The organism is Nitrosomonas nitrosa (assembly GCF_003051105.1).
Classification (GTDB): domain Bacteria; phylum Pseudomonadota; class Gammaproteobacteria; order Burkholderiales; family Nitrosomonadaceae; genus Nitrosomonas; species Nitrosomonas nitrosa.
Genome location: NZ_QAOO01000010.1, coordinates 103,769 through 128,408, shown reverse-complemented (window position 1 = coordinate 128,408; position 24,640 = coordinate 103,769). Strand labels below are relative to the sequence as shown.

Here is a 24,640-nt window from a genome sequence, read left to right as displayed (position 1 = left end):
GACCGCCATGCCGGTCAGGGGGCTATCCGATACAGACAAACACCCGTGACCCTTTAGCACTGTGCCAACCCTTTCGGCGAACCGTTGTTTCAAAAACAAGCACGGATCATGCACCGGCAATAATTACAACCCGGCATAGCGGCTGATCTCCAGCGCAAACTGGCGAAAATCCTGAATGGAGCGTTCACAGACGGCATAAACAATCGCCCAATTAATCGCTTCATATTGATGAATCGCTACATTTCTGAAACCCACGGCTTTTATTAACCGGTGGCAGGTCGAAGCGGAAATGGCGCCGATTTCCTGAAGAAGAGTGAAAACGCGCCCCATGGTTTGCGGTGCCGCGTGATCAGTGTGACTGACAATATGGCTACCGATATCAACGCTCAGTTGTACGGCGCGGGTCAGATTGAGCACCAGAATATCCTGCAGATCGATATCCTGTTTCAATTGATCCACATTGTCCGGCCTTTTTTGCTCGATCCGCTTGATGCAGCGTCGGAGGGACTCCAGTTTTTCGGCCAGTATTACCGTATCCATCGATCGCGTCTTTCCTTCAGTATTCTTTCACGCAGCGGGACAAAATCGGCGGTATTCAGCAGATGTCGCGTCAGCAGCTGCGCATAGGCCGTGTCGTCGCCCAGCAGCCGCTGACCTTTGAAAACCTCCCCGAGTATCGGCTCTGGCGCATCATTGACATCGACAACATCCACCGGACAACCGAACTCGGTACTGATCGCTTCCATCAATTCCATCCTGAAACGATCGCTTATCGGCGTATCGGTCATGATCGCCAGATCGATATCGCTGCCGAAATGTTTTTGCCGTTCAGGATTTGCCTGAGAACCAAACAATATCGCCAGCTTGATGTTGGGATAGTGTGACAGTAACTCGGCTAATCGCCGCGCAAGCTGTGACTGTGGCTGGATGGATGTCATGTCGATAACACGGATGAAAGCACCTGATGTGTCAAGAGTGTAAGGGCAAAGCGGTTGATATCATAGCACTGCCCGTGCAATCCTCAACGACTTCGATCAACACCAAAAGCCGATTACGCCAATCAAATCGGTCTGCGCGAACTTATGGATGCAGATCGGAACGTTCCCGCAATGCTTCATACAGCCGTCCAGGGCCAAGCAGTGTTTCCTTCAAACCTTCCCGCACCCGTTCCGAGTCGAGCGCCTGTTTGCTCATAGTACCATGCGCCGCCAGCGCGTCCATGATGGCGTTCATCAGTTCGTCGGAAAGATCGGGTGAATTTGCGAACTGTTTTTTGGAGTTGTTCACTGCCTGTTGAACCAGGATGGCTGATTCCAGCAGTTTTCCCTTGATGACGTTATTCACGTAAACCAACCGGTCGCTTTCGGTAATGTCGCCTTCAAACAAGTCATTCACTCTGGCAATAATTTCATAGAGATGCGCTTTTTCCTTTTCCTGCACCGAGCCACTACCGGATTCACCGAAAGGCTGCAGCTTGGGGTACTCGCCATAATTGAGCGACAGCGCTCTGTTGCCTTGATGCTTCAGCGCATGGTGGGTAAGAATCACTTTCGAGAGATCGATACCTTCCCGTTCGCGCCCAAATGCCAGCAGCGGCAACAGACGCTTGTAGAAGATGAAGCGTTTCTCGATGGCGGTATTGCCGTAATCGAAGATCTGCGAAAAAAACGCATACATGCGCTGGTTTGCCGCCATGTCATGCTTGAACAAAACCAGTGCATTCAATTCGTTTTGCGCGGCCTCGGCAGCTCTGACTTCATCTTCTGCCATGGCGATTTTGTGTTTCTCCTGTGCGACCTTGTAATGATGCAACAGACGGGATACCACGGGCTCCAAAGCCGCCGCCAGATCGCTTTTCCGGGATGCGCCCGATTCAACCGGGACAGCGTCTGCACCGCCGCGATGCCCGCCAGACGTTTATCGACATACATGCCGCACAGCAGTGGCTGATCAAACCCCGTTTGAAATTTATTGGCGACCAGCAGGATCTGATAGTCGTCCGTGGCAAAGGCTTCGCGAATGTCGCGCCAGTTTGGACGCCAGCCTATATGGCGTGTAGTTCTGCAATACATCGAGAATAAAACCTTCTTCGATCGCCTGGCGCATCGAATAGACATGAAACGGCGCGAGCAGATTATCGTCACCGGCGGGCAATTCAGGATGGGGACGGCGGCCAAACAATTCCAGCGTTTTGGCCTTGGGGGTAGCGGTAAACGCCACGTAACTGATACCAATGTCCGCAGTGCGTGCCGCCATTTGCGCGGCCAGCACATCTTCTGTGCTGACTTCACCGCCGTCATTCAATTCATCCAGTTCCTGTGCCGACAAAACCGCCTTGAGCTTGGCGGCGGCTTCTCCCGTTTGGGAAGAATGGGCTTCATCGGCAATCACGGCAAAACGCTTGTTCTGCGTCGCGGCCAGTTCCTGCACCGCCTTCAACGCAAAAGGAAACGTCTGGATGGTACAAACCACGATTTTCTTGCCGCTGGACAACGCTGCCGCCAATTCGCCGCTTTTGCTGACGCCCTCGCCTTTAATGGTCGCCACCACCCCGGCGGTGCGTTCAAAATCGAATATCGCTTCCTGCAACTGGCTGTCCAGCACATTGCGGTCTGACACCACCAGCACGGTATCGAACAGCTTCCGGTGATGCTCGTCATGCAGATCGGCCAGAAAATGCGCCGTCCAGGCAATCGAATTGGTTTTGCCGGAACCGGCTGAATGTTGGATCAGATATTTACCGCCGGGGCCATCCGCGAGAACGGCCGCCAATAATTTACGGGTAGCGTCCAGCTGATGGTCACGTGGAAAAATGATGGTCTTGATCTGCTTTTTGTCATTCTTGCGGGTGACCAGATAACGCCCCTGAATTTCTAACCAGCTATCCCGCGCCCAAACAGCTTCCCACAAGTAAGCGGTGCGGTGACCGTCCCACTCGTTGGGGGATTGCCCGCCGCGCCCCGATCGCCGCGAATGAACGGCAGAAAAACCGTGTGTGCGCCTTGCAGCCGGGTGATCATGCGCACTTCCCGGCTGCTGACGGCAAAATGCACCAAGGCGCCATTCGGGAAAGACAACAACGGCTCGGCGGCGCTTTGTCCTTTTGGTTTCGGCAAGCGGTCAAAACGGTATTGATCGACGGCATCCTCGACCGATTGGGTAAAGTCGCTCTTCAGTTCCGCCGTCGCGACCGGCAATCCATTCAAAAACGGCACCAGATCGATGGCATTTTCGTTATGCAGCGAATAGCGCACCTGGCGCACCACCCGCAGCCGGTTTGCCGCGTAACGGACCAGAATACGGGATTCATCGCCAAAGCCGGTTTGAACTGGGCCAATGCAAGCGGTTGCCGCAGCCCGATCATTTCCAGGTCATAGCGCAACACATCCAGTGTGCCGCGCTGATCGAGCGAATCACGCAACCGCCGCGACAACACCGCCAGCGCCTGCGCGCCATGATTCTTCTCCAGCATTTCCCAGGCTGTGGGTTGCGTGGTTTTGACCCATGCGACGACATCCGCCGGGAATAAGGCGCTGCCCCGGTCGTAGGCATGCGCATCGCCTGGCTCATAAAGCCAGCCGTGATCCGCGAGACAATCGCAGATTTCATTTTCGAGGTGGATTTCCTTGTGTAGGTCGCTCATCGCTGGAATGCCTGCAGATCAATAAACCGCGTCATGATCGCCCACATTCACCGGAATAATACGCTTATCCTGAATCAATAGTTCCAAAGTGATGCGACAGGACAGGTTAATGGAAACCGAATGCAAACCTTGATGCTTGCCCTGCAACGGATGCAAACGCAGCGAGGGGTGATTGGGGTTGGCTTCCAGCAGTTGCAACGTTTTGACGTAGGTCTGCCTGAGCGCCGGATGCCGTTTCAGGAACCTGATTTCCTTGCGTTTGTACTGTTCGGTGAACACTAGCTGGAACATGTCTGGTCAAGCCAGGCCGCATGTTCCTCGGCAGTTTCGGTTGTAAACCGGCCTGCCGCCAGATCCGCCTGCGTTTCCGCAATGGCGGCATCCAGCTCGCATTCGCGCAGGTAATGGTAATGCGCGATATCCATGACCACAAACCGATCCTTGCCGCGTACCGAAACAATCGCCTCCGGCGAGTCGCCCAACGCCGCTTCAATGGCGGCGACACCTTTGGTTTTCAAATCGTTGGCGCTGATATGGGACATTGCATTACCTCCTCCTGACAACCAATTAATAGTACGGCTGATCATATTATTGATCGTGCGGTTAAGCAAGCGCTACTCGGCAAAATATGGCTGGCAAAAAAAGGCCAACGCGCACTCAGGCCAAAAGAAGGCGATTCGTCCATTTCCGGGCGTGGCGGCCCACACCAACATACCGCTGGCGTACCGGGATTATGCGCAGTCCTGCATTCTTGCCACCGGTCACCTGGAAAACAGCACCATCGATCTCGACTGGCCGGCACTGGCGCGCCGTGATTCTTCTCCAGCGTTTCCCAGGCTGTGGGTTGCGTGGTTTTTATCCAATCGACGACATCCACCGGGAATAAGGCGCTGGCCCGATCGTAGGCTTGTGCATCGCCTGCGGCGTACAGCCAGTCATGCGCGGCCAGATGGTCACATATTTCAGTCTCGAAACTGATTTCGTGATGAAGGCTCACCCGGTCTCCTTTATTTATAGGGCAAACACGCTTGCAGCAGCTCCGGCAATTGCTCAAATTCCGGGTCTTTATGCACCAGCGTTGCCTCCAATTCCCATGCCGTTGCTGCTATCCAGGCATCGGCAACCGATAGCGGATGCGTTGCTTTAATCGCGGCGGCCCGTTGTAAAATCTCGGGAGACTCATGAATCCAGACCATCGGCAAATTAAGACAGTCCGCATACGCTTCGCGGGCGGCGGCTTCGCCCTCATCTTTCCACACCCGATAAAACACTTCCATCAAGGTCATGAATGAGCCGTAACAAGGCGAACCATCGCTTAACAGCTCGCTGACCCGGTTGGCTCCCTGCTCATTATCACGCAGGGCCAGTAAAGCAGATGTATCCAGCAGGAAGCCGCTCATTCTTCCCGTTCGCGATCAGCCTTACGATCTTCCAATAGCCGCTCGACCGCGCCGCCTTTGCCTTTGCCGCGAAAAGTCGCAACCGCTGCTTTGGCTTTTTCGATGTCAACCTGACTTTGATTGATGGCCAACCTTTTGGTCAACTCATCGTATTCCTGTTGCGAAACCACATAAACCACCGGACGGCCGCGCCGGGTAATGGTGACCGGTTCGCGTTGCGCCGCGTCGATGAGTTCCCCAAAATGATTCTGGGCCTCGACAGATGTCATGATTCTCATGGTTAAATCCTCCAAATAGCTAATTCAGCCATTATAGGTGTTTTGCTGCACATGACAATACGGACGATAGCAAAGTGATTTCAGGGCGGAAATCGTTTTGCGGCTTATTCCACTACCCGTTAATCCGATACCAGACCGCGCACGTCAATTTTTCCGGTAACGGCGGCGGAAATGAGGGCGATGCGGCGTTCCTTGAGTAATTCGATGACATGCCGGGCTTCGGCAATCAGTTCATCGATTTTCGTGGTTTCGCAATCAAGAAAGGCAGTGATTGCGGATTGTTCGTTTATGGATGGAAGGTCATCAATAGATTGGCTACATCCTCTAAACCCAGCAGAATTTTTGTCCCGCCATAGCTTGGGTTTCTAGATAGGTTTTACCTACAATTGATAGCGAAACATAACCAACCCATTCAGGCAAAAGATAACAATGCCCTAGTCTTGCTAAGGCAACATGTTGGCTTACATACGCTGTCTCTAATTTCTCAGGAGCTACTGCAACTGAACCGAGATAAGCCGTGATGGAAAACATTATGCCACCTGGCCGAACTCTTGTCCTCTCACCTTCGGTGCCAATAGAAACAGCAACTCTCTGGATATCAGATAATTCGAGCTTTATACTTTATCCGGGTGCAGATCGACATGCGCAAAACGTTCGGTCACCTGATACAGTAATCCGGCTTTGGTCAGCCGTTCGATTTGCGTATAAAAATCGAAACGCTCGAAAATATCCCGCACCGCAGCGGAAAATCCCTGACTATAGGCGCACAGATTTTCCCTGATGTGATCCTGATCGCCCATGAGTTTCTTCATGTCCAGCGGCGAGATGTTGTAAAAACTCTGCCCCGCCTTGCGCAGCAGAAAAGGTTCCGGATTGATATCGGCTTTCAGTTTATCGGCATGCTCGGCCAGCACCGCTGCCTTGGTGGTTTCCAGTACGCAGTCGAGGCGGCGTAATACCGTGAATGGTAAAATCACCTTGCCGTACTCCGATTGCTTGTAATCGCCGCGCAACAGATCGGCGACCAACCAGATAATGGCGGAAAGAGAGTGATGATTCATACGTCCTTATTTGTTTTTTTTATTATTGCGCTATTGAGCTGGACAGTGCTTGCCCAGAGAGGTACCAATAACATGAATTTTAGAAAAATTGAATATCGATGTAGTCACCGGCGTAATATTAACCCTGGATAACCATTTAGCGATGCTTTAACCTAGATTCCTCGGTTGGACGGGACGGAATGTGCGGTTTTAGGGGTGCAGGACAAGGCGCAACGACGCGGAATAGTCACTCTATTCCAAGGAGTTGCAACGCAGTCATGCGCCCATAAAATCGCGCAGTCTGCATCGTAGCGTTGACAACCCGAAAGGTGAAGACGAAAATTGTTGCAAAGCTAGAATATTCATAATGTTAGCGCCAGAATTAGCAATCAACTAGAGGAATCTAGGTTTAATTGGATCAATCCGTCATGTCAAATAAGACTCGGCGTTGACGGATACATTATCAACAAGTGCGTCAGCCCTGTTCATGATTCAAATAACCGACCATTTAACCTTACCGCTGTCAGAGATCGAAATACATGCGATACGTTCGCAAGGTGCTGGCGGGCAGAATGTAAACAAGGTATCGACCGCTGTGCATTTAAAATTCGATATCAAAGCCTCATCGCTGCCCGATCTTTACAAGGAAAGGCTGCTGAATTTGCACGACAGCCATATTTCAAAAGATGGGGTGGTGATCATCAAAGCTCAGCGTTATAACAGTCAACTGAAGAATAAAGAGGATGCGTTGAACCGCCTGATTGCGCTTATCAGAAGCGTAACCATCGAGAAAAAAACACGAAGACCCACTCAACCGACCAAGGCATCTAAAGCAAAGCGGTTGGCCAGCAAGGTGATTCGAAGCCAGCTAAAATCACTGCGCAGCAAAATCGAGGATGAGTAACCATCCTTTTTCCACCCACCCAGCCAACAAACCCGGCATCACTATTCGTTGATCACCACATTGGTGACCATGCCAGGGTCAAACATGCTACGCCGGCATGTCGCTAACAGATCAGGATGCCCTGACACATCATTACATCGCCCATCATTCCCCTGCGCGTTTACCCAGCTTATCCGGCAAATTCCACAGAAACCGCCCGGTACTGATCAATTGGCGGCGCAGCAATACCCAATCTTCGGCGCGTTTTTTTGCATCCAGACAGCGCAGCAACCGGACGCGCAGCGCTTCGTCCTGAAAATTCAATATCGCAGACCAAAGCGCGTCGTTGACGTTGTACACCTTACCTTCCTTGAGGCAGACCGGGATGACCCGTTCCACCGGCACCGCGAGATCGGTGGCTACGGCTTGCAACGCAGCGCGGATACTGGCCGCTTTGCTGTTATCTTGCAAATCGCTAAGGTTATAAGGTGGCTGCCAAGCGCTCGCAGGGCGCAACAGATCGATATGGCTCATGACGATCAGCAGGGGCGGCGGACGGCGATTCAATTGCGTGGTCTGAAACATACGCAAGGCATCCAGGCACTGCCGTTCGGCCTGCCGGTCGGGTCGATTAGCCGGACTGACCCACAAAATCAAATCGGTCTCCAAGGCAGCTGCATGCACCTGCTTCTCACTGTAGCGCGAACTGTCACAGCCTGGGGTATCGAAAATCAACGCCTGGGTCAGTCCTTCGCGTTGCAGTACAAAAGGTGTGATCGCGCGCGTCGTATCCGGCAGGATATCGGTGGCTGTGGTGAGTTTGCCGAACAAAGCATTGATCAAGCTCGACTTACCCGCATTGGTGCGCCCCAGCACAAGAATGCGCAGTGGCTCCTCAGGCACGACCGCCGCTCGCTCCGCCTTGCCTAAATCCGTTTGTGACTCAGCTGTTTGCGATGCAGCGGGTTGTATGGCATCCTCTATTACCGGCTGCCGCCCACTGTAAAGGTCAATGGCATAATAGCCAACCTTGCGCACATAGGTGCGCAGAAACCAGCGATGGAGCTCACCCTGAGCGACGCCAAAGCTGCGTTCACGCAAGTGCCGCCATATTTCGCCGAATAAGGCATTCACGGGATTGACCAGTACTCTGCCCGCACGGTAAACATTGTAGATTTGCTCTGCTTTGGTTTTCCAACGATGCATCCGAAGCAAATCGCCAATGGTCAAGCGATCGCTGAGGGGGATGTTTTCAGTCACTTCTTTGCGTAAATCGCGGCTGGCTTGCTCGATGATCAGCAACGCATGCGGCACATTGATCTCCAGGAACGGCTTTTCTGATTGCGGATGATAGCTCTGTGCCACCGTATCCAAAGTGCGCCTGCCGAGCTCCAATATCCAGGAAGCCTCTTCGATCGGCCAATCCTTGGGATCACAGGTTGCTGCCAATTTTTCGACTTCTTGCCAAACCGCTTCTGCGCTTGGCGACCAATCCGGATTGGGCTCTGTTGCGATTTCATCGAGTAGCTTGCGATCCCGTTGCGCCAACCAATATTGCAGGCCATAGCCGAGCGCGCCGAATACCGCCATGACGACCGCCCAGTAAAGCAAGTTCCCGGTTTGCCATAGCCATAGTATTCCCAGGCCGAACACTGCCAATGTTGGCAACCCCAGCAGAGCCAGCGCGAATAAGCGCAGTGGATCGATTCGCTTAAACACTGTTTTCATTTGCCGCGGAGCCGCTCCTTAAGCAGGGAAGCGCCACTTTCCAGCGCTTCCGCATAGATGCGCCGCAGCGTGTCCGGATCGACATTGAGCCCATCCTTACGGCGAGTGAAGAAATAAACCGCGGCCTTGCCAAGCGCGTAGGTCGATGCCCCGCTGGCGCTTGCCCCCCAGACAGCGCCGACGGTTTGCCCGAAAAAAGGAATGATTTTGGTAACCGCCCGGCCAACCATCCGCATTACATACCCGGAGGCAATTCCTGCACCCACCAGCGCGAGAAATTCCGTAATGGCGCGCTTATCCCAGCGCTGACCATAGAGCGTGGCCAAGCCATGCAAAAGCTTTGCCTGCACGGTCGATACGGCAACCAAGTCTACGACCGGCAACGCACCCAATCCCGCCGCTGTCATTGAATAGCCAACGATATGTTGGTGAGCGGTCTGCGCGTACAGGTCACGTACCCCTTGTTCGCTGGTCAATTGGTGCTGTAATCCAAGTGGCAACAACAATTCAATGGCTTGCCACAAAGCCTCGAGCCCATAATTTACCGGCTCGAAGCCATCTTCGGCTAACGTCAGATCGACAGCAACCCAGCTTATCGGGGCAGAGCCCGGTAATTTTCCAAAGGCGGCGCGTTGCGCCAGTAAAGCTCGCCGCAGCTCATCTGGGATCGACTGCGGTAAAGGATCTTCGCCATAAGGCCAAGGAACGATATGTTGAGACTCCTGCGCGTAGAGTTCATGCAGACTGGTTTGCACCATCAGCAGGGGCCATTCGGGGTGCCGTTGGCGAATGGTCTTCAGCACCTCAAAAACAGGGGCTTGCTGCATATCCGCAACCTTCATCACCGCCAATAATAAATGAGCCTGAGATTCGCAATATTGAATATCGTCGCTGGGATCGTAGGCGATCTCACCTAGTCCGCGCGTATCGAGAAAGCGAACCACAGGGGCTTCGCCTGGGCAGTCATAAAAGCGCGAATGACGCGTACAAGGCTGGAAACCATTGCCGATTTCAGCCGTTTCGTTGCCGGTCAGCGCCCGGATGATCGAAGTTTTACCGGCTTGCGTTTTACCCAGCAGCCATAACACCGGCAACGGCATTTTCTTTCGCGCTTCACGTAAAGAAGCTTCCAGTGCGGCTTCATCGACCTTCGGATCGAGCAGCACCGATTGAAGTTGCTTCCAATAGTCTGGCCAGTTCTTGAAATAATCTAAATTCATCAATAAGAGCTAATGGGTTTGGTGATCGGAAAAGTGCAAGTTACTCATCCTTTATCAGTTATCGTCATACTGACAATAATAGTTTGAGATTCTAAACTAGGCGGCTGTCCGAGAATAGTATGCATGCAATGGATGAGTTGGGCTCAGTCATGATCCGATACTGTTTAGAGGTACCCTTAAATCATTTTTTGCGTTACAGTCCAACTTAGAAAAAAGATACATGATCACAACTGACTGAAAACATTTTTGAATCAGGAGTCGTGGAAATGAACATACTCATTACGGGTGCAACTGGATTCATAGGCCGGCATTTGGTGCAACGTCTGAAACAAGATCACCATACGATCAAGGTACTCAGCCGGAATGGCGCACGCGCAAGCCAAATGTTGGGGGTTCCAGCATTTGATTGGGATTATGCAAAGGAAGCGGTACCGGCCGCAGCTTTGGAAAATACCGAGGCGATTATTCACCTCATGGGTGAAAATCTGGGGAAGGGCCGTTGGACCAAGAAACGCAAGCAAGAAATTTACAACTCCCGCATTATCAGTACCCGCAAATTGGTTGCGGCAGCACCCGATAGCCTGACGTGCTTGGTCTGCGGATCGGCCATTGGCATCTATCCTGGCCAGGGTGAGGCGGTTTACGATGAGACTTACACTATGCCGCCCCAAAAAAATTTCATGCAGACCATTTGTCATGACTGGGAAACAGAGGCCGCTCAAATCGAAAACAAGGGTATACGGCGGGTAAGCATACGTACGGGGGTAGTGCTAGGTCATGGCGGCATGCTTGAGAAGCTTCTGCCGGTGTTCAAGTTAGGATTGGGTGGACCGGTCGGTCACGGCCAGCAATGGCTGCCCTGGGTTCATATCGATGATTTGGTTTCAGTTTATATCGCAGCCACGCTGGATTCCCGCTACCATGGCCCGGTCAATGCCGTCTCCCCCAACCCGGTCCGCTACCGTGAATTTGCCACTGCACTCGGCAAAGCATTGCACCGGCCTGCATTTTTTCCCATGCCTGCTTTTGTTCTCAGATTGGCGCTCGGCGAAGCGGCTGATCTCGCCCTCAACAGCTACCACATCACACCTACGAGACTGTTGCAGGAATATGCGTTCCAATTCAAATTCACTGATCTGCCGATTGCGTTAGAAAATTTGTTTGGCACCGATTAATCGAGGATGGCCAACCCGATTTCAGTTTTCTGGTTCCGGCGCGATTTGCGTTTGGATGACAATGCGGCGCTATCGCTCGCTCTGTCGTCTGGTCGGCCTGTATTGCCTATTTTCATTTTTGACCCGCATATCCTGAACAGTCTAGCGCGTGACGACGCACGGGTCACCTTTATCCACGCTACTTTAACGGCGATACGTACCCAGCTTGAAACGCAATACGGTAGCTCGCTCGCCTTTTATCATGGTAAACCACTCGACGTATTCCAGCGTATCTTTCACGCTTACCAAGTTACAGCAATCTATGCCAATCATGATTACGAACCGTATGCGCGGACACGCGATGAAGCGCTGCGCAAATGGCTACAGTCACAGTCAGTGGATTTTCATACGTGCAAAGATCTGGTCATCTTTGAGAAAAACGAAATTAGCAAGACGGATGGCCGCCCCTATACGCTCTATACGCCGTATCAGCAGAAATGGAAGGCTGTACACTGCCATACCAAACTGGCCAATTATTCGGCCGAGATAAAAGGCCTGGTTCAACAGACCGCCCTCCCCTATCTTACTCTTGCGGACATTGGTTTTCACCGTTCAAGCCTTGCCGTTCCACCCTACCGATTAGATCCAACGCTCCTGCGTCATTATGAGCAGGATAGAAATTTTCCAGCCATGGCAGGTACTTCTAGGCTTGGCCCCCATTTGCGTTTTGGTACGGTCAGTATCCGTAAAATCTTTCAACAAGCCCAAGCGTATAGCGATACCTTCTGCAACGAACTGATATGGCGGGAATTCTTTAGCCAGATTTTGTGGCATTTTCCGCATACCGAGCATAACAGTTTCAAATCAAAATTCGACTTGATTCAATGGCGGAATAACGAAACCGAGTTCAGGCGTTGGTGCGAAGGCACCACAGGCTATCCCCTGGTCGATGCGGGTATGCGCGAACTCAATGCAACAGGCTATATGCATAACCGCGTGAGAATGATCACAGCCAGTTTTTTATGCAAACATCTGCTAATTGACTGGCGCTGGGGGGAAGCCTATTTCGCAAGCAAGCTTTTGGATTACGACATGGCCAGTAATGTAGGCAACTGGCAATGGGTCGCTGGCTGCGGTACCGATGCAGCGCCCTATTTCAGGATTTTCAACCCCATCGCCCAAACACAGAAATTCGATAAAAACTTCGATTACATCCGAACATGGGTAAGCGAATGGAATACTGGCACTTACCCAGCGCCGATGGTTGATCACAAGCTTGCTCGAGAGCGTTGTTTGAAAACCTTTCTGCCAGTTTGATATAGGCAAAAAATCTGGATTGGAGATTCATATTGTCAATATATCAATTAGCTAGCGTTACCTATCTGCCAAAACATATCGGCTAAATAAGAATTCCATTATGTGAAAATTAAACGCTGTTTTGATTTTCTTGGAATTTTGTAGCCCCTGGTTCCGCTAAAACGGGCGCGATCGGCGGGGTATTATGCTTATCTTTGTCATCAAACCAGCGATATAACATTGGCATGACAATCATGGTCATGGTCGTTGCTGTTGTCAACCCGAAGATCACCACGATAGCTAGCGGCTTTTGCACCTCAGATCCAAGACCCGTAGCAATCAGAAAAGGCGCCAAGCCTAAAACTGTCGTAGCCGCTGTCATCATTACTGGCCTGAAACGCTGCTCACAAGCCTGCCGAACGGCATCTCCCACACTCAGTCCTTTGTCACGCAATTCACGAATAAAAGAAATCAGCACAACACCGTTCAATATCGATGTCCCCCAGACTGCTATGAACCCTACTGATGCGGGTATAGACAAGTATTCGCCAAAAATAAATAACCCGACAATGCCCCCCACTGAAGCAAACGGCAAAACCAGATAGATAAGTCCAGCTAGCTTGACAGAATTAAAAAGCATGAACAGCAAAAAGAAGATTGCCGCTAATGTAATAGGAACGATGACGGAAAGCGTTGCCATGGCGCGCTCCATATTTTCAAATTGCCCACCCCATGCAAAAAAATAACCCGGGGGTAATTTAACCTCTTTCGCGGTACGCTCTTGCAACTCGGCTACAAATCCACCCAAATCTCGTTCGTGCACATTGGCCCCAATCACCACACGCCGCATAGCAAATTCTCGAGAAATAATGGCCGGGCCATCGACAACTCGAATGTCAGCTACTGCACTCAACGGTACCAACATACTGCGCGTTGGCAAAGCTGTGCCATTTGCCGCCACACCGGCTGCAGGTTTAAGCAATAGTAACTCTTTGATTGCTTCAACATCATGACGAAAATTTTCGGGCAATCGCAAGAGTAGCGTAAAACGCCGCTCGCCTTCAAATACCTGGGTTACAGCTTTGCCCCCGATTGCTGTAGCGATCAACTCATTGACATCCGACACATTGAGGCCATGCCGGGCAATGGCACGCCTATCGATATCAATGGTCAATTCCTGTTGACCTGATAACAGTTCTATGCGGATATCCCTAGCTCCTTTCGTCGATTTGACGATACGAGCCACCTGTTCTGACAACTCGCGGAGTTTTTCCAGATCATCCCCGAAAATTTTGACAGCAACTTGCGAGCGCACGCCGGTAACCATCTCATCCACACGTTGCGCTATCGGTTGCGAAATGACGATACTGACACCCGGTAACGTTGACAACGCCTGACGAATATCTTCTTCAATCTCCTGCTGGGTACGGCCAGATCCCTCCAAATCAAGCACGGCTATAGGATCAGACTCATTTTGCGAAGCAGGATCGGCGGGCGACTCTCCTCTGCCTAATTTAGATACAACCGACTTCACCCCAGGTATCGCCGCTATAAGTGCCATGGCCTCGTTCTCTAATTCAATCGCCTGCTCTAATGAGATTGAAGGGGCGCGAATAATTACCGGTGTCACAGCGCCTTCTCTCATGATAGGAATAAACGATTTTCCTAAATAGGGAAAAATAGCAAACGCAATCATCAACATACTCACTGCGATGATAATCGTTTTCTTTTGATTGCCGAGCGCTAAATTGAGAACTCGCAAATAGCCAGACTTAAGAACGGCAATAATTTTGGTATCCTGCTCGTTACCGCCACTCAAGAGATAATCGCTCAGCACGGGTGATAACAATATCGATACCAATAACGCAATGACAAGCGCAATTGAAATGGTTACCGCCAGGGGGCTGAACATTTTTCCCTCCATCCCTTCTAGCGTTATCAGTGGTAAAAACACAAGAATGGTGACAAATACACCGAAAATTACCGGTGTACCCACTTCAGAAACTGCCTTAACAATAATTTCATATCGGGACTGATTCGTACCTTTCGCTTGCCCCAATCGTTGATAAATATTCTCAACGACTACTACCGTTGGGTCCACCATCATACCCAACGCAATCGTTAACCCGCCAAGCGACATCAGGTTGGCAGGCATGCCAAAGTAATTCATCACCATGAACGTAACGAGCGGTGTGATAATGAGCGTAAAACACACAACTAGACTGGTTCGAACGTTACCAAGGAAAATCGACAGGACAATAATAACCAGAATCAAGGCTTCGATTAATGTGCTTAAAACCGTTGACAATGCGCCGTCAACCAAATCAGTACGATCATAGAAGGGGACAATCTGAAGTCCGCCAGGTAACAAATTGCGCTCATTGATTTCAGCAACCTTTTCCTTAACCCGCCCGGCAATTTCCTTGGCATTACCAGCGCGCAGCATCATCACGATACCTGCTACCGATTCAGTGTAACCATTCTTGAGACTCGCGCCTTGCCGAACTTCGCCGCCAAATCTAACTTCTGCCACATCACGCACAAATACCGGTATGCCGCCTACCTCTTTAAGGACAATATTTCTAATATCGTCCAGACTGCGGATCAAACCAACGCCGCGTATCAAATATTGTTCCGAGTGCAAAGCCAAGATATTCCCGCTCGAATTAGCATTATTACTTGCAATGGCTCGATCTAAATCAGCCAGCGTCAGATCGTAATGCCGCAGCTTATTCGGATCGAATAGCACTTGATACTCTTTGACATATCCACCTATGGAGTTAATTTCTGCAACACCTTGTATTGAGCGTAACATCGGGCGAACGACCCAATCCTGGATCGTACGTCGTTCTGTCAGCTCCTCCATAGTCAGCTCCCGTTTTCCGTCATCCGGGTGCTCGATCGTATATTGGTAAATCTCGCCCAGCCCTGTAGATACCGGCCCAAGCACGGGCGTAATACCTGGAATCAACCTGGGCATTACTTCAATCAGCCTTTCCATCACCAATTGCCGCGCAAAGAATACATCGGTTGCATCGGTAAATACCAACGTAATCAGTGATAACCCGCTCTTGTTCATCGAACGCATTTCCACCAACCCAGGCAGGCCCGTCATAGCGATTTCAACCGGCACAGTCACCAACCGTTCGATTTCTTCTGGGCTGCGACCTATCGCTACAGTCGCAACCTGCACTTGAACATTCGTAACATCCGGAAATGCATCTACCGACAATTTTTGTGCTGAAAATCCTCCGGCAACACAAAGGGATAATCCGATTATCAAGAATAGCAAGCGTTGGGAAAGCGCAGCCCCTACTATATTGGTTATCATGGCTTATTCCAGTTCAGCAAGCTTACGCTCACTATCTAAATGAAAAGCGCCCTCGATCACGATATTTTGATCAATCGTCAGTCCATCCAGAACCGGTCGAAAATCGGCTATTTCAGGACCTAGCTCAACAGGAATTCTCTGAAAATGGTCAGCGGTCTTAGCCAAGAATACATAATCACGATTTGAATCGCGCACTACCGCAGCTTCTGGGATCACTAGTGTTTTTCGTTGGGATTCCTTGATATGCATATTCGCCAGCATATCGGGTTTAAGTTTGCGTTCCGAGTTTTCGACCATTACCCGCACCATCACTGTCCGTGTCAAAGGATTTATGGTATCTGCGACAAAAATGATCACGCCATCATATTCCACATCACCTATTGCGGGCACATTAATATCTACGTGCTGCCCGACACTTACCGTACGAGCAACTTGCTCAGGTACTTCTCCCACCGCCCATACGTAAGATAAATCAGCCACCTGAAATAACGGGTCAGCGGGCTGGACAACCTGGCCAACGATAACGTTCCGGGATATAACGATTCCGTCTCTGTTAGATTTCAAGTCTACCGAATGTAAAACTTTCCATTCCTTAGATAATTTCGCCAGTTGAGCCCGGTCCATACCTAGCAGCTTCAATTGATCTGTGGCCGCTTCCAACTCTGCAGTAGCGATTTCGAGCTCGGATTCGCGCCGCTCCACTTCAGCAAGCGGAATCACATCGGCAGCCAGTAAATGATGAGCACGTTCAAAAGCCTTCTGAGTCAATTGGGCTCTCGACAATGCTCGTAAATAGGCAAGTTGTGCTTGGCTCAACTCAGGGCTAGTAATACGCGCCAGTGGGTCCCCTGCTTTGACGGAGTCGCCGAGCACGACATATAAATCAATGATGCGGCCAGTAACGTAGGAACCGATATGTGATGTCCTTTCCTCATCGATTTCAATCCTGCTGGGAACCTGAATCCTATCTGCAAGATCGACCATGGAAGGCGATCCGATTTTTATGCGCCCTATCAGTTCAGGACGAATTGTTATGCTGTTATAATCTCTCTCATCTTCTGCTTCTTGTTGCACGGATTCGTGTTCTTGAGAAGTACCTGAGTCATTCTTACCACATCCCCCAAGTAACATCACCGCTGAAAATAAGCTCAAGAAGCAAAATAACTTAACTTTATAACTACGAGTCATGTCAAGCGACGTAGTTTTTAACAAATTCATTGAAACAAAATGATTTCTCATTATTCTGATCTCGGGACACTGCGGCTTATTGACGAGTGCTACTAAAAAATTCCTCAAGATATGATTAATTTTCATTCTACAGTGTGTTCCTTAGGATAATATGCACGCAGGCGATCAATCTCAGCAGCGGCAGCCTGCAAATCGAAGCGCGCTTGTAAAGAATCATTCTGTATGCCTCGAAGCACTCGCTGGGTATCAAGTAACTCAATAAGTCCACGCTCACCAAACCGATACGCTGCCTGAGCGACCCGCACTGCATTTTCAGCTTCTTTGATAAGACCGCCTTCAAACATCTCTACTCTGCGCTTAGCAATTTGCAATGCTTGCCATGCTATTTCAAATAGCTGACCTACTTCATAGCGACGGTATTCGAGTGTGTCTCGTATACGTGCAGCATCATAAATTGCAGTATCGATCTCACCCCGGCGACGATAAAATAGCGGCACCCGAACGCTTACCCCTACCGTATTAGCATTGAATTGCGCATCCTGATGGTTCGTATATAACACATTCAGTGAAGGCAACACAGAGGCACGCTCCTGATCGATACGCATTTTGGCCCGCTCTTGCTCAGCTTGCAAACGCACCACATCAGGATTCACGTTTGGAACTTCCTGACGTAATATTTCCATCGATGGGAGATTATCAGGGTCATCTAATGAAGCGCTCACTTCAAAGTTTAGCGGCAAAGCACCCGCCGTGAGTTGCATCAGCGAAATCCTTGCCTGTTGCGCAATCAAATGCGCAGCTTCTTTTCGATTTGCAGCGCTTTGCACTTCAGTATCTGCTCGAATCAGTTCAAAACGAGCTGCCTCACCACGCTCAACATTCAGTTTGATTCTTTGACGAACATCTTCCAACAGCTCATAAATACCCGCTTCAATTTCAGCCTGTTTCTGGCGTAATATTAACTCGTAAGCACGCACCCGTATTTGAGCTGCCAAATCCGCACGTACTTGATCAAAACTGGCTCGGTTAGCTTCAACTCCTGCCTCTGCTGAAGCAATACGGGCCTGTCTCATAAAGGGGTTTTCAATGGGCTGATTAACAGTTACAACGCGCTGCCCTGCGGCTGGCCCCGTCAAGGATTCCGGTAGGCGCCTCGTAACAGGGCCTGCCATGACGGTCACTTCAGGATTTGGAAATGCTGAAGCAGCAACCACACCTGCCTCTGAAATATTCACCTGTGAACGTGCAGCAAGCACTAATCCATTCGCTTCTAACCCCAGCCGCTGTATTTCCTCGATAGAAAGTTTTAATGTCTCTTGCGCCGAAATCGATGAACTCAAGAAAAAAAGCACGATTAGCAAAATAAATATTTTTTGCATGGAAATTCTAAGCAATTTTGAATCATCAGAAATTGTTGAAATAACACCTAGAAGTGGGTCTAAAAAGACGCACCCGCACTATAGGCTATCGATTGTCTATTGTCTATTTAAAAAGAAGAAGTATTTAGTTAGATTTTCATGGGGTTACTTTCGTATATTTTGGTATGTTTAATACCGCCCCAGGTGACTATATCGCAAAAAAATGAACACAAGCTGAACGGGCTCGATTAAGTGAAAAAGGAACCAACGCTATAGGATTTATGATTGAGGCTTGTAATACTTATTTTGTCAAGCAAGATCTCGAGATGATGCTTATGGACGATTAAGAGGCAACCATTTGATTTGTATTTTATAATGACTGACAACATTCGTCACTCTTAATAACAAATTAACGAATTTTTATCTTAAAACGCCTTAATCACCGTTTGATACCTATGAACCTCCATCTGCTTGTTCCAGGACTACTCTGGCCAGATAATGAGATACCGGAAATTTATAATGACTTATCCTTGGCTGCCTTGGAAACCCTGCTGGCAAAAAGCCACTACACCAAAAATCCGCCGTTGAGCATGGAAGCTTGGTTATGCCAAGCTTTTGGTGTCTCTAAGCAGCAAGATTGGCCCGTTGCTCCCATCACGTTGAAAATAGACGACACGGATGAGATGCTACAAGCTCAGGATGAGTACTGGTTGCGTGCCGACCCCGTTCATCTGCGTATCGAAAACAATCACATCTTGTTGGCCGATAGCCAAATATTCAGTATTTCCTTAAAGGAATCAACACAATTTGCCGATACGCTCAATCAGAACTTTAGTAAAGATGGCTTATTGTTTTTACCCTTTCAACCCGATCGCTGGTATGTCCGTACGGATAAGGTCCCTCGCCTGCAAACCCACCTACTCAGCGAAGTAGCCGGTAAAAATATTAACCAGCAATTACCGATTGGTGAAGATAGTCGAGTTTGGCACAACCTATTCAACGAGATACAAATGTTGTTACATGACCATCCGCTCAACCAGGCGCGAGAGATTCGCGGTGATTTAGCGATCAACAGCATTTGGTTCTGGGGAGGCGGGGTGATGCCCAAACACATAGGGGCTTGCTACGATCAAGTTTGGAGTGATGATCCCTTTGGCTGGGCACTCGCAGTAGCCAGTAAAATTCCACACCAACCGCTCTTCGAAACGGCGCGAGCATGGCAGCAAACAGCCAAACCTGGCCACCATTTGGTGATTCTTGATAGTTTAGCGAACAAAACGCACTACAAAAATATATATGAATGGCGCCAATGCTTGAGCTCGCTGGAAAACAACTGGTTCAAGCCTTTATTCACCGCTATAAAAGCGGGAAAAATAACGCAATTGACAATCACCACGTTAAACGACGATGGCGTGAGAAACTTCAAATTGACGCGTAGTAATTTATGGAAATTTTGGAGGAGAACGAAATCTTTATTGAGTTACGCAAAGAATTGACCGATACAATCAAATTCCATTTTGTCCAAAACGGCGATACTCCTTTATCAGTGATCATAGAAAATGAGTGTATAGATGTCTCCCAAATTTAACGGTGTTAAATCTTACTTCGCTGCCTGTATTGCCATCGCGATAACAGGAACACTTATTGCAGCAGATTTCTTTACGTTGGAATTAGCGCCCCTGGTTATTGGTGTCTTATGGGTCATGCTGCTTGCGGCCATTACCGCCATGATAGTGCAAATCACGCACGCGGAAAAGGCACTCGCAAAACACATGGCGCAATTTGCAGCAAACAAGGAAAGGCTCGCAAACGAGATCAAATATCGGCTCTGGGCTGAAAAAACGTCATCGGAAAATAAGAGCAGACTCCAAATCGTTGATGAAAATTTTCCGGTCATGCTTGCCTACTTCAATACGGAACAGCAGTGCCGCTATCATAATCGGGCTTATCGTTTATGGTTTGGATTAAAAGCGGAACAAATCGACAACCATTTTCTAGGTGAATTCTTAAACGAACACTTTCAGTATGAAATCAAAAATAGTATCGAGAGCGTCCTGGCAGGTGAATTGGTACAAGGTCAGCGCACCCAGAAACTGGCAAATGGCGCGACCTGCCTGATCACCGAGCAATTTGTCCCTCATTTTGATCCTAAAGGAAAGGTGACTGGTTTTTACACACTTTATACACCGAGGATACTGAAAGAAAGCGAACGAATCAAAATAGCTTCAACATTTACCAGGTTTGATCCATCCGGGGCACAAAATGATAGGGAAGCGGAGCGAAGATTAGACAATAAGCATTCTTCGCCCCCCCCCATCGACTCAGCCGCTCGAATTATCCAGGCAATTGAACAGAATAAGTTTTATCTGCACTACCAAAGTATCGTGCCAGTCAGACCGGACATAAGCCCGCCACCCTATTATGAGATTTTGGTAAGGATGTCCGAAGAAGAAAATAATCTGTTACCGCCCGGTGTATTTTTGTCAATTGCTGAGAAATACAAATTGATGCCTCGTCTCGATCGCTGGGTTGTCAATCACCTGACACTATGGTTATCAAAACAAAAAACAAAATCAGATGCTATGCTGTGCATAAATATCGCAAGAGATACACTCGATGATGCAGAATTCATTGATTTTGTGAAGAAACAGCTTCACGATTTAAATATTCCTGCGCAAGCATTGTGTTTTGAAATCGAGGAATCAGATGCCAAAACCAATGTCCCGGATACCGCGATCTTCGCTCAAAAAATGAGGGAAATGGGATGTAAAGTTTCACTTTCCGGTTTTAACCATGACCGCTCTTCGTTTAATTTGCTTAAAAATATCAAAATTGATTTTGTTAAAATTGATGGAAACCTGATCTGTAATATTCTTCATGATGCTTCTGATTTCACGAAAGTCAGTGAAATTAATCGAATTGCCCATCTTATGAAGATCCAGACCATTGCAGAGTTCGTTGAGTCTCACGAAGTTATTGAGAAATTACGCGAAATCAAAATCGATTTTGCCCAAGGGTATGGCATCGCCCCGCCTTGTTCCTTGAAAGAGTTGGAATAATGCCCATCAAGGCAACCTGAGTAACACTTCATTCTGCTAACTAGATTGTTAAAACAGGCTCAGTAGACATTTCATTATGTTGAGCGATGTCGTCTTTTCACCTGTTTTCGTCATCGTGCATCAAATACCACTGCTGTGCTTTCTTCGATGCACCGGTTGAAGCATTTTTTCCAAATCTATTAGCGATCATTTCTTACCTGAGAAACTCACTTTATCGCTTTCAACCAATTTTATTTAATCGTTCAGGCAGCCACAAAATTGAAATTAAATTTGCCATACATTTCAGAAGTTGCGATGATTCAAGCCATAAATGTGCTAACAACAAGGAAAGTAACCGTGTTAGGTAAATGGATAGTCTTCATTATTGTTTTATTGATAATTTACTGGATCTTCAAGAATCTGCAACGGCCCAAAGGAACACCTACAAAACCCAACGAAATTGAAGATATGGTAAGGTGTGCCCACTGCGGTTTACATGTACCAAGAAGCGAAAGCATAGCAGCTAATGACAACTATTTTTGCAGTAACGAGCATCGTAAGTTACATACAAAAACACCATCGTAACCCTTCCCTTTTTGTACCGCAGATAGCTTGCCGTCTGATGAATTGTTACTCAGCAAGATCGAATTAATTAAGCGCTATGCTCAAAATCCCTATTTTTTCACAATACGTCGTTGCTTACCAAAGACACACCTTAAGACAACTTTCGATTCACCCATAGTGCAGCAGTGAACAACAGCATAGCCCCCCCTTGGTGCGCAGCCGCCAATGGCAAAGGCACGACCAATAATAAAGTGGCGATCCCTAAACTGATCTGTATCGCCAGCATCGCCAGTAGCAGATGGCAAGCCCACTGTTCCGAGCTAGAGAGCGTATATTTTCTTGCCCTAAACCAAAAAATAGGCACAAGAAATGCCAATGTCCATGCGATCAATCGATGATTAAATTGAACGGTGGTCATATTCTCGAAGAAATTACGATACCAGGGTTCGAGCACAAATAAGTCGGGGGGAAGCACATAGCCGCTCATCAAAGGAAAAGTATTATGAGCCAACCCTGCATGTATGCCGGCAACAAACCCACCTGATAATACCATGATGAAAATAAGGGTAGTAATCAGAAACGAAAATCGGCGTAACCCTTGTAATTCCGTTCTATCTTGTTGATGACGTTCTCTTGATGACAACAACCCTGTCGCCACCCAGAACATGGCCGCAAAAATAACAAAAGCCAATCCCAAGTGCGCTGTTAGTCGATACTGACTAACGTATATATTGTTGACCAGGCCGCTCATGACCATATACCAACCCATCAGTCCCTGCAAACCGCCCAGAATAAAAATAACCAGCAGTTTAATACCAAGTGCACGATCCACCTGTTTGCGGGTGATAAAATAGACAAATGGAATGAAATAAACCAGACCTATCAAACGCCCCAATAATCGATGAAAATACTCCCACCAGAAAATGCCCTTGAATTCATCCAAGGTCATCCCTTTGTTAACTTCCTGGTATTGTGGTATCTGACGATATTTTTCCAAAAGTATTTCCCAGTCTTCTTGACTCAGCGGCGGAATGGCACCGATAAGCGGCTGCCACTCAACAATTGATAAACCTGAACCCGTCAGGCGCGTGACGCCGCCTACAATGACCATGGCAAAGACAAGCGCACAACAAATAAATAACCAAATCGCGATGGGTTTCTGCATAATGAACAAATTAAAAAATCAATGAATGAAAGAAAAATGGGTTGACTAGCGCGCCCGGAGTAATCGCTGTTTATCGCGTTCCCACTCTTTACGTTTTTCAGCTTCCCGTTTATCGTATTGCTTTTTACCTTTAGCAAGACCTATTTCAAGTTTGATTCTTCCTGATTTATAATGCATATCAAGAGGAACAAGGGTATACCCGGCACGCTCGACTTTTCCGATCAACCGTTCTATTTGTTCGGCATGGAGTAACAATTTACGGGTACGTAGTGGGTCAGGATTAATGTGTGTTGAAGCAGTAGGTAAAGGACTCACATGGCTACCAATAAGATATAATTCACTGTTGCGAATGATAACATAAGCTTCTTTTAATTGAATTCGTCCGGCACGAATCGCTTTGACTTCCCAGCCTTCCAAAACAATACCTGCTTCGTATTTTTCCTCGATAAAATAATCATGAAACGCTTTTTTGTTTTGGGCGATACTCATCTTGAAATTATATGATGGGAACAAAGACAAATAACTTAATATCTTTTAGTTTATCAGCTTTCCAACTTCAGCTCAGTTGAAAACAAAGGGTCAATAATTTTATGGCAGAAATAGAAAAATCAGTACTGGTGGGCTACTCAGCCGGCCAAATGTTCAGATTAGTTGATACCGTTGAAAATTATCCAGAATTTCTGCCTTGGTGTGATGGCGCATCCGTCAAGTTGCAAAGTGAGGATATTGCCCACGCTACGCTCCACATCAACTATCATCATATCAAGCATAGCTTTACCACAGAGAATAAACGCCATCCACCTGAATTGATCGAAATGAAGCTTTTGGATGGCCCTTTCGAACACTTAGACGGTCATTGGCGTTTCATCCCGCTTTCTGATAGCGCATGCAAGATTGAATTCCGCCTACATTATACGTTCTCTCACAAATTACTGGAGAAACTTGTCGGGCCGGTTTTCTATGTCATTGCCAACAACTTCGTGGAAGCATTCGTCGAACGCGCTGAAGCAATTTATGGAACACGCAACTGATTCTATCGAAATTGAAGTCACATATGCACTTCCTCATCGCCAGTTTCTGGAACGTTTTTTTGTACCTATTGGCACAACGATTGAACAAGCTATCGTTTTATCTGGCGTTACCACACTATTTAGCGAAATCGATCTGACCACACAAAAATTTGGTATTTTCAACAAGATAGCAAAACCAGGTACCCTTCTGCAAAATGGCGACCGCGTTGAAATCTACCGCCCTTTGTTACTCGACCCCAAAGAAAAGAGAAGAAAACGTGTGGCGGAAAAAAGTAAAAAGTCAGGTTAGCCGATCAAGCCACCATTCAGCGGAATAGATCGCC

At 48.4% G+C, this 24,640-nt stretch carries 29 protein-coding genes; 8 read left to right on the top strand and 21 right to left on the bottom strand.

All coding sequences use genetic code 11. The features are described from left to right. Nucleotides 1-123: 123 nt before the first annotated feature. From hepT to C8R30_RS07580, 14 genes are all read right to left on the bottom strand, one after another. Entirely contained in the window at nucleotides 124-540 is a 417-nt protein-coding gene (gene hepT / locus C8R30_RS07625; RefSeq protein ID WP_107789890.1) for a type VII toxin-antitoxin system HepT family RNase toxin, read from the bottom strand. Next, nucleotides 528-938, bottom strand: coding sequence for a type VII toxin-antitoxin system MntA family adenylyltransferase antitoxin (gene mntA, locus C8R30_RS07620; RefSeq protein WP_107783762.1), 411 nt, complete (start codon nucleotides 936-938; stop codon nucleotides 528-530). The genes hepT and mntA overlap by 13 nt, the downstream gene beginning before the upstream one ends. 142 nt (nucleotides 939-1,080) lie before the next feature. Beyond that, complete coding sequence (locus tag C8R30_RS16125; protein ID WP_219908830.1) at nucleotides 1,081-1,827, bottom strand: hypothetical protein; 747 nt, start codon at nucleotides 1,825-1,827, stop codon at nucleotides 1,081-1,083. Further along, nucleotides 1,722-2,072: a type I restriction enzyme subunit R domain-containing protein gene (locus C8R30_RS16645; protein ID WP_420812396.1), complete on the bottom strand. Its 351-nt coding sequence runs from the start codon at nucleotides 2,070-2,072 to the stop codon at nucleotides 1,722-1,724. Before C8R30_RS16645 ends, C8R30_RS16125 begins: the two co-directional genes overlap by 106 nt. After that, nucleotides 1,969-2,910 (bottom strand): DEAD/DEAH box helicase family protein, encoded by a 942-nt coding sequence (locus C8R30_RS16120; protein WP_204799319.1) that lies wholly within the window; start codon nucleotides 2,908-2,910, stop codon nucleotides 1,969-1,971. Before C8R30_RS16120 ends, C8R30_RS16645 begins: the two co-directional genes overlap by 104 nt. Further along, a complete protein-coding gene (locus C8R30_RS16115; RefSeq protein WP_204799320.1) occupies nucleotides 2,874-3,254 on the bottom strand; it encodes a type I restriction endonuclease in 381 nt (126 codons plus the stop codon). The genes C8R30_RS16120 and C8R30_RS16115 overlap by 37 nt, the downstream gene beginning before the upstream one ends. After that, nucleotides 3,203-3,643 (bottom strand): hypothetical protein, encoded by a 441-nt coding sequence (locus C8R30_RS16110; protein WP_219908828.1) that lies wholly within the window; start codon nucleotides 3,641-3,643, stop codon nucleotides 3,203-3,205. The genes C8R30_RS16115 and C8R30_RS16110 overlap by 52 nt, the downstream gene beginning before the upstream one ends. Nucleotides 3,644-3,661: 18 nt before the next feature. After that, nucleotides 3,662-3,934, bottom strand: coding sequence for a type II toxin-antitoxin system RelE/ParE family toxin (locus C8R30_RS07610; RefSeq protein WP_107789889.1), 273 nt, complete (start codon nucleotides 3,932-3,934; stop codon nucleotides 3,662-3,664). Continuing rightward, nucleotides 3,922-4,254, bottom strand: a complete 333-nt coding sequence (locus C8R30_RS07605; protein WP_244888077.1) for a type II toxin-antitoxin system Phd/YefM family antitoxin — start codon at nucleotides 4,252-4,254, stop codon at nucleotides 3,922-3,924. Before C8R30_RS07605 ends, C8R30_RS07610 begins: the two co-directional genes overlap by 13 nt. Continuing rightward, nucleotides 4,227-4,640 (bottom strand): hypothetical protein, encoded by a 414-nt coding sequence (locus C8R30_RS15860; protein ID WP_107789888.1) that lies wholly within the window; start codon nucleotides 4,638-4,640, stop codon nucleotides 4,227-4,229. Before C8R30_RS15860 ends, C8R30_RS07605 begins: the two co-directional genes overlap by 28 nt. A gap of 10 nt (nucleotides 4,641-4,650) precedes the next feature. Further along, complete coding sequence (locus C8R30_RS07595; RefSeq protein WP_090670586.1) at nucleotides 4,651-5,043, bottom strand: PIN domain-containing protein; 393 nt, start codon at nucleotides 5,041-5,043, stop codon at nucleotides 4,651-4,653. Next, nucleotides 5,040-5,321, bottom strand: a complete 282-nt coding sequence (locus C8R30_RS07590; protein ID WP_090670589.1) for a type II toxin-antitoxin system Phd/YefM family antitoxin — start codon at nucleotides 5,319-5,321, stop codon at nucleotides 5,040-5,042. Before C8R30_RS07590 ends, C8R30_RS07595 begins: the two co-directional genes overlap by 4 nt. Before the next feature lie 324 nt (nucleotides 5,322-5,645). Further along, on the bottom strand, nucleotides 5,646-5,852 hold the full coding sequence (locus tag C8R30_RS15725) for a restriction endonuclease subunit S domain-containing protein (protein WP_143068233.1): 207 nt from the start codon (nucleotides 5,850-5,852) through the stop codon (nucleotides 5,646-5,648). A gap of 83 nt (nucleotides 5,853-5,935) precedes the next feature. Beyond that, nucleotides 5,936-6,382: a type I restriction-modification system subunit M N-terminal domain-containing protein gene (locus C8R30_RS07580; RefSeq protein WP_090670591.1), complete on the bottom strand. Its 447-nt coding sequence runs from the start codon at nucleotides 6,380-6,382 to the stop codon at nucleotides 5,936-5,938. A 466-nt stretch (nucleotides 6,383-6,848) separates the two neighbouring features. On the opposite strand from C8R30_RS07580, the gene arfB reads away from it, so the two are divergent. Beyond that, a complete protein-coding gene (arfB, locus tag C8R30_RS07575) occupies nucleotides 6,849-7,265 on the top strand; it encodes an alternative ribosome rescue aminoacyl-tRNA hydrolase ArfB (protein WP_090670594.1) in 417 nt (138 codons plus the stop codon). 144 nt (nucleotides 7,266-7,409) lie between these two features. Here arfB and C8R30_RS07570 read toward each other — a convergent pair whose 3' ends face one another. Both C8R30_RS07570 and C8R30_RS07565 read right to left on the bottom strand, forming a co-directional pair. Next, nucleotides 7,410-8,972 (bottom strand): GTPase family protein, encoded by a 1,563-nt coding sequence (locus tag C8R30_RS07570; protein ID WP_090670597.1) that lies wholly within the window; start codon nucleotides 8,970-8,972, stop codon nucleotides 7,410-7,412. Further along, nucleotides 8,969-10,192 (bottom strand): YcjF family protein, encoded by a 1,224-nt coding sequence (locus C8R30_RS07565; RefSeq protein ID WP_090670599.1) that lies wholly within the window; start codon nucleotides 10,190-10,192, stop codon nucleotides 8,969-8,971. Before C8R30_RS07565 ends, C8R30_RS07570 begins: the two co-directional genes overlap by 4 nt. 266 nt (nucleotides 10,193-10,458) lie before the next feature. Here C8R30_RS07565 and C8R30_RS07560 point away from each other — a divergent pair, with 266 nt between their 5' ends. Together C8R30_RS07560 and C8R30_RS07555 are read left to right on the top strand one after the other, a co-directional pair. Further along, nucleotides 10,459-11,367 (top strand): TIGR01777 family oxidoreductase, encoded by a 909-nt coding sequence (locus tag C8R30_RS07560; RefSeq protein ID WP_090670602.1) that lies wholly within the window; start codon nucleotides 10,459-10,461, stop codon nucleotides 11,365-11,367. 6 nt (nucleotides 11,368-11,373) lie between these two features. Next, nucleotides 11,374-12,663 (top strand): cryptochrome/photolyase family protein, encoded by a 1,290-nt coding sequence (locus C8R30_RS07555; RefSeq protein ID WP_090670605.1) that lies wholly within the window; start codon nucleotides 11,374-11,376, stop codon nucleotides 12,661-12,663. Nucleotides 12,664-12,772: 109 nt separating this feature from the next. Here C8R30_RS07555 and C8R30_RS07550 read toward each other — a convergent pair whose 3' ends face one another. From C8R30_RS07550 to C8R30_RS07540, 3 genes are all read right to left on the bottom strand, one after another. Beyond that, entirely contained in the window at nucleotides 12,773-15,973 is a 3,201-nt protein-coding gene (locus tag C8R30_RS07550; RefSeq protein ID WP_090670608.1) for an efflux RND transporter permease subunit, read from the bottom strand. A 3-nt stretch (nucleotides 15,974-15,976) separates the two neighbouring features. Then, a complete protein-coding gene (locus C8R30_RS07545) occupies nucleotides 15,977-17,125 on the bottom strand; it encodes an efflux RND transporter periplasmic adaptor subunit (RefSeq protein ID WP_258191961.1) in 1,149 nt (382 codons plus the stop codon). Between the two features lie 158 nt (nucleotides 17,126-17,283). Continuing rightward, nucleotides 17,284-18,540 (bottom strand): TolC family protein, encoded by a 1,257-nt coding sequence (locus C8R30_RS07540; RefSeq protein ID WP_090670612.1) that lies wholly within the window; start codon nucleotides 18,538-18,540, stop codon nucleotides 17,284-17,286. A 434-nt stretch (nucleotides 18,541-18,974) separates the two neighbouring features. On the opposite strand from C8R30_RS07540, the gene C8R30_RS07535 reads away from it, so the two are divergent. From C8R30_RS07535 to C8R30_RS16400, 3 genes are all read left to right on the top strand, one after another. Beyond that, nucleotides 18,975-20,015 (top strand): phosphoglycerate mutase, encoded by a 1,041-nt coding sequence (locus C8R30_RS07535; protein ID WP_090670615.1) that lies wholly within the window; start codon nucleotides 18,975-18,977, stop codon nucleotides 20,013-20,015. Nucleotides 20,016-20,090: 75 nt separating this feature from the next. Continuing rightward, nucleotides 20,091-21,578: a sensor domain-containing phosphodiesterase gene (locus C8R30_RS07530; protein ID WP_090670617.1), complete on the top strand. Its 1,488-nt coding sequence runs from the start codon at nucleotides 20,091-20,093 to the stop codon at nucleotides 21,576-21,578. 294 nt (nucleotides 21,579-21,872) lie between these two features. Further along, nucleotides 21,873-22,142 (top strand): PP0621 family protein, encoded by a 270-nt coding sequence (locus C8R30_RS16400; protein WP_258191964.1) that lies wholly within the window; start codon nucleotides 21,873-21,875, stop codon nucleotides 22,140-22,142. A gap of 130 nt (nucleotides 22,143-22,272) precedes the next feature. Here the strand turns inward: C8R30_RS16400 and C8R30_RS07525 are convergent, their stop codons facing one another. Both C8R30_RS07525 and smpB read right to left on the bottom strand, forming a co-directional pair. Beyond that, nucleotides 22,273-23,286: a COX15/CtaA family protein gene (locus C8R30_RS07525; RefSeq protein ID WP_090670621.1), complete on the bottom strand. Its 1,014-nt coding sequence runs from the start codon at nucleotides 23,284-23,286 to the stop codon at nucleotides 22,273-22,275. Nucleotides 23,287-23,331: 45 nt separating this feature from the next. Continuing rightward, on the bottom strand, nucleotides 23,332-23,775 hold the full coding sequence (gene smpB / locus C8R30_RS07520) for an SsrA-binding protein SmpB (protein WP_090670625.1): 444 nt from the start codon (nucleotides 23,773-23,775) through the stop codon (nucleotides 23,332-23,334). Nucleotides 23,776-23,876: 101 nt separating this feature from the next. On the opposite strand from smpB, the gene C8R30_RS07515 reads away from it, so the two are divergent. Both C8R30_RS07515 and C8R30_RS07510 read left to right on the top strand, forming a co-directional pair. Further along, entirely contained in the window at nucleotides 23,877-24,317 is a 441-nt protein-coding gene (locus C8R30_RS07515; protein WP_090670628.1) for a type II toxin-antitoxin system RatA family toxin, read from the top strand. Then, a complete protein-coding gene (locus C8R30_RS07510; protein WP_090670631.1) occupies nucleotides 24,301-24,606 on the top strand; it encodes an RnfH family protein in 306 nt (101 codons plus the stop codon). The genes C8R30_RS07515 and C8R30_RS07510 overlap by 17 nt, the downstream gene beginning before the upstream one ends. Nucleotides 24,607-24,640: the final 34 nt, after the last annotated feature.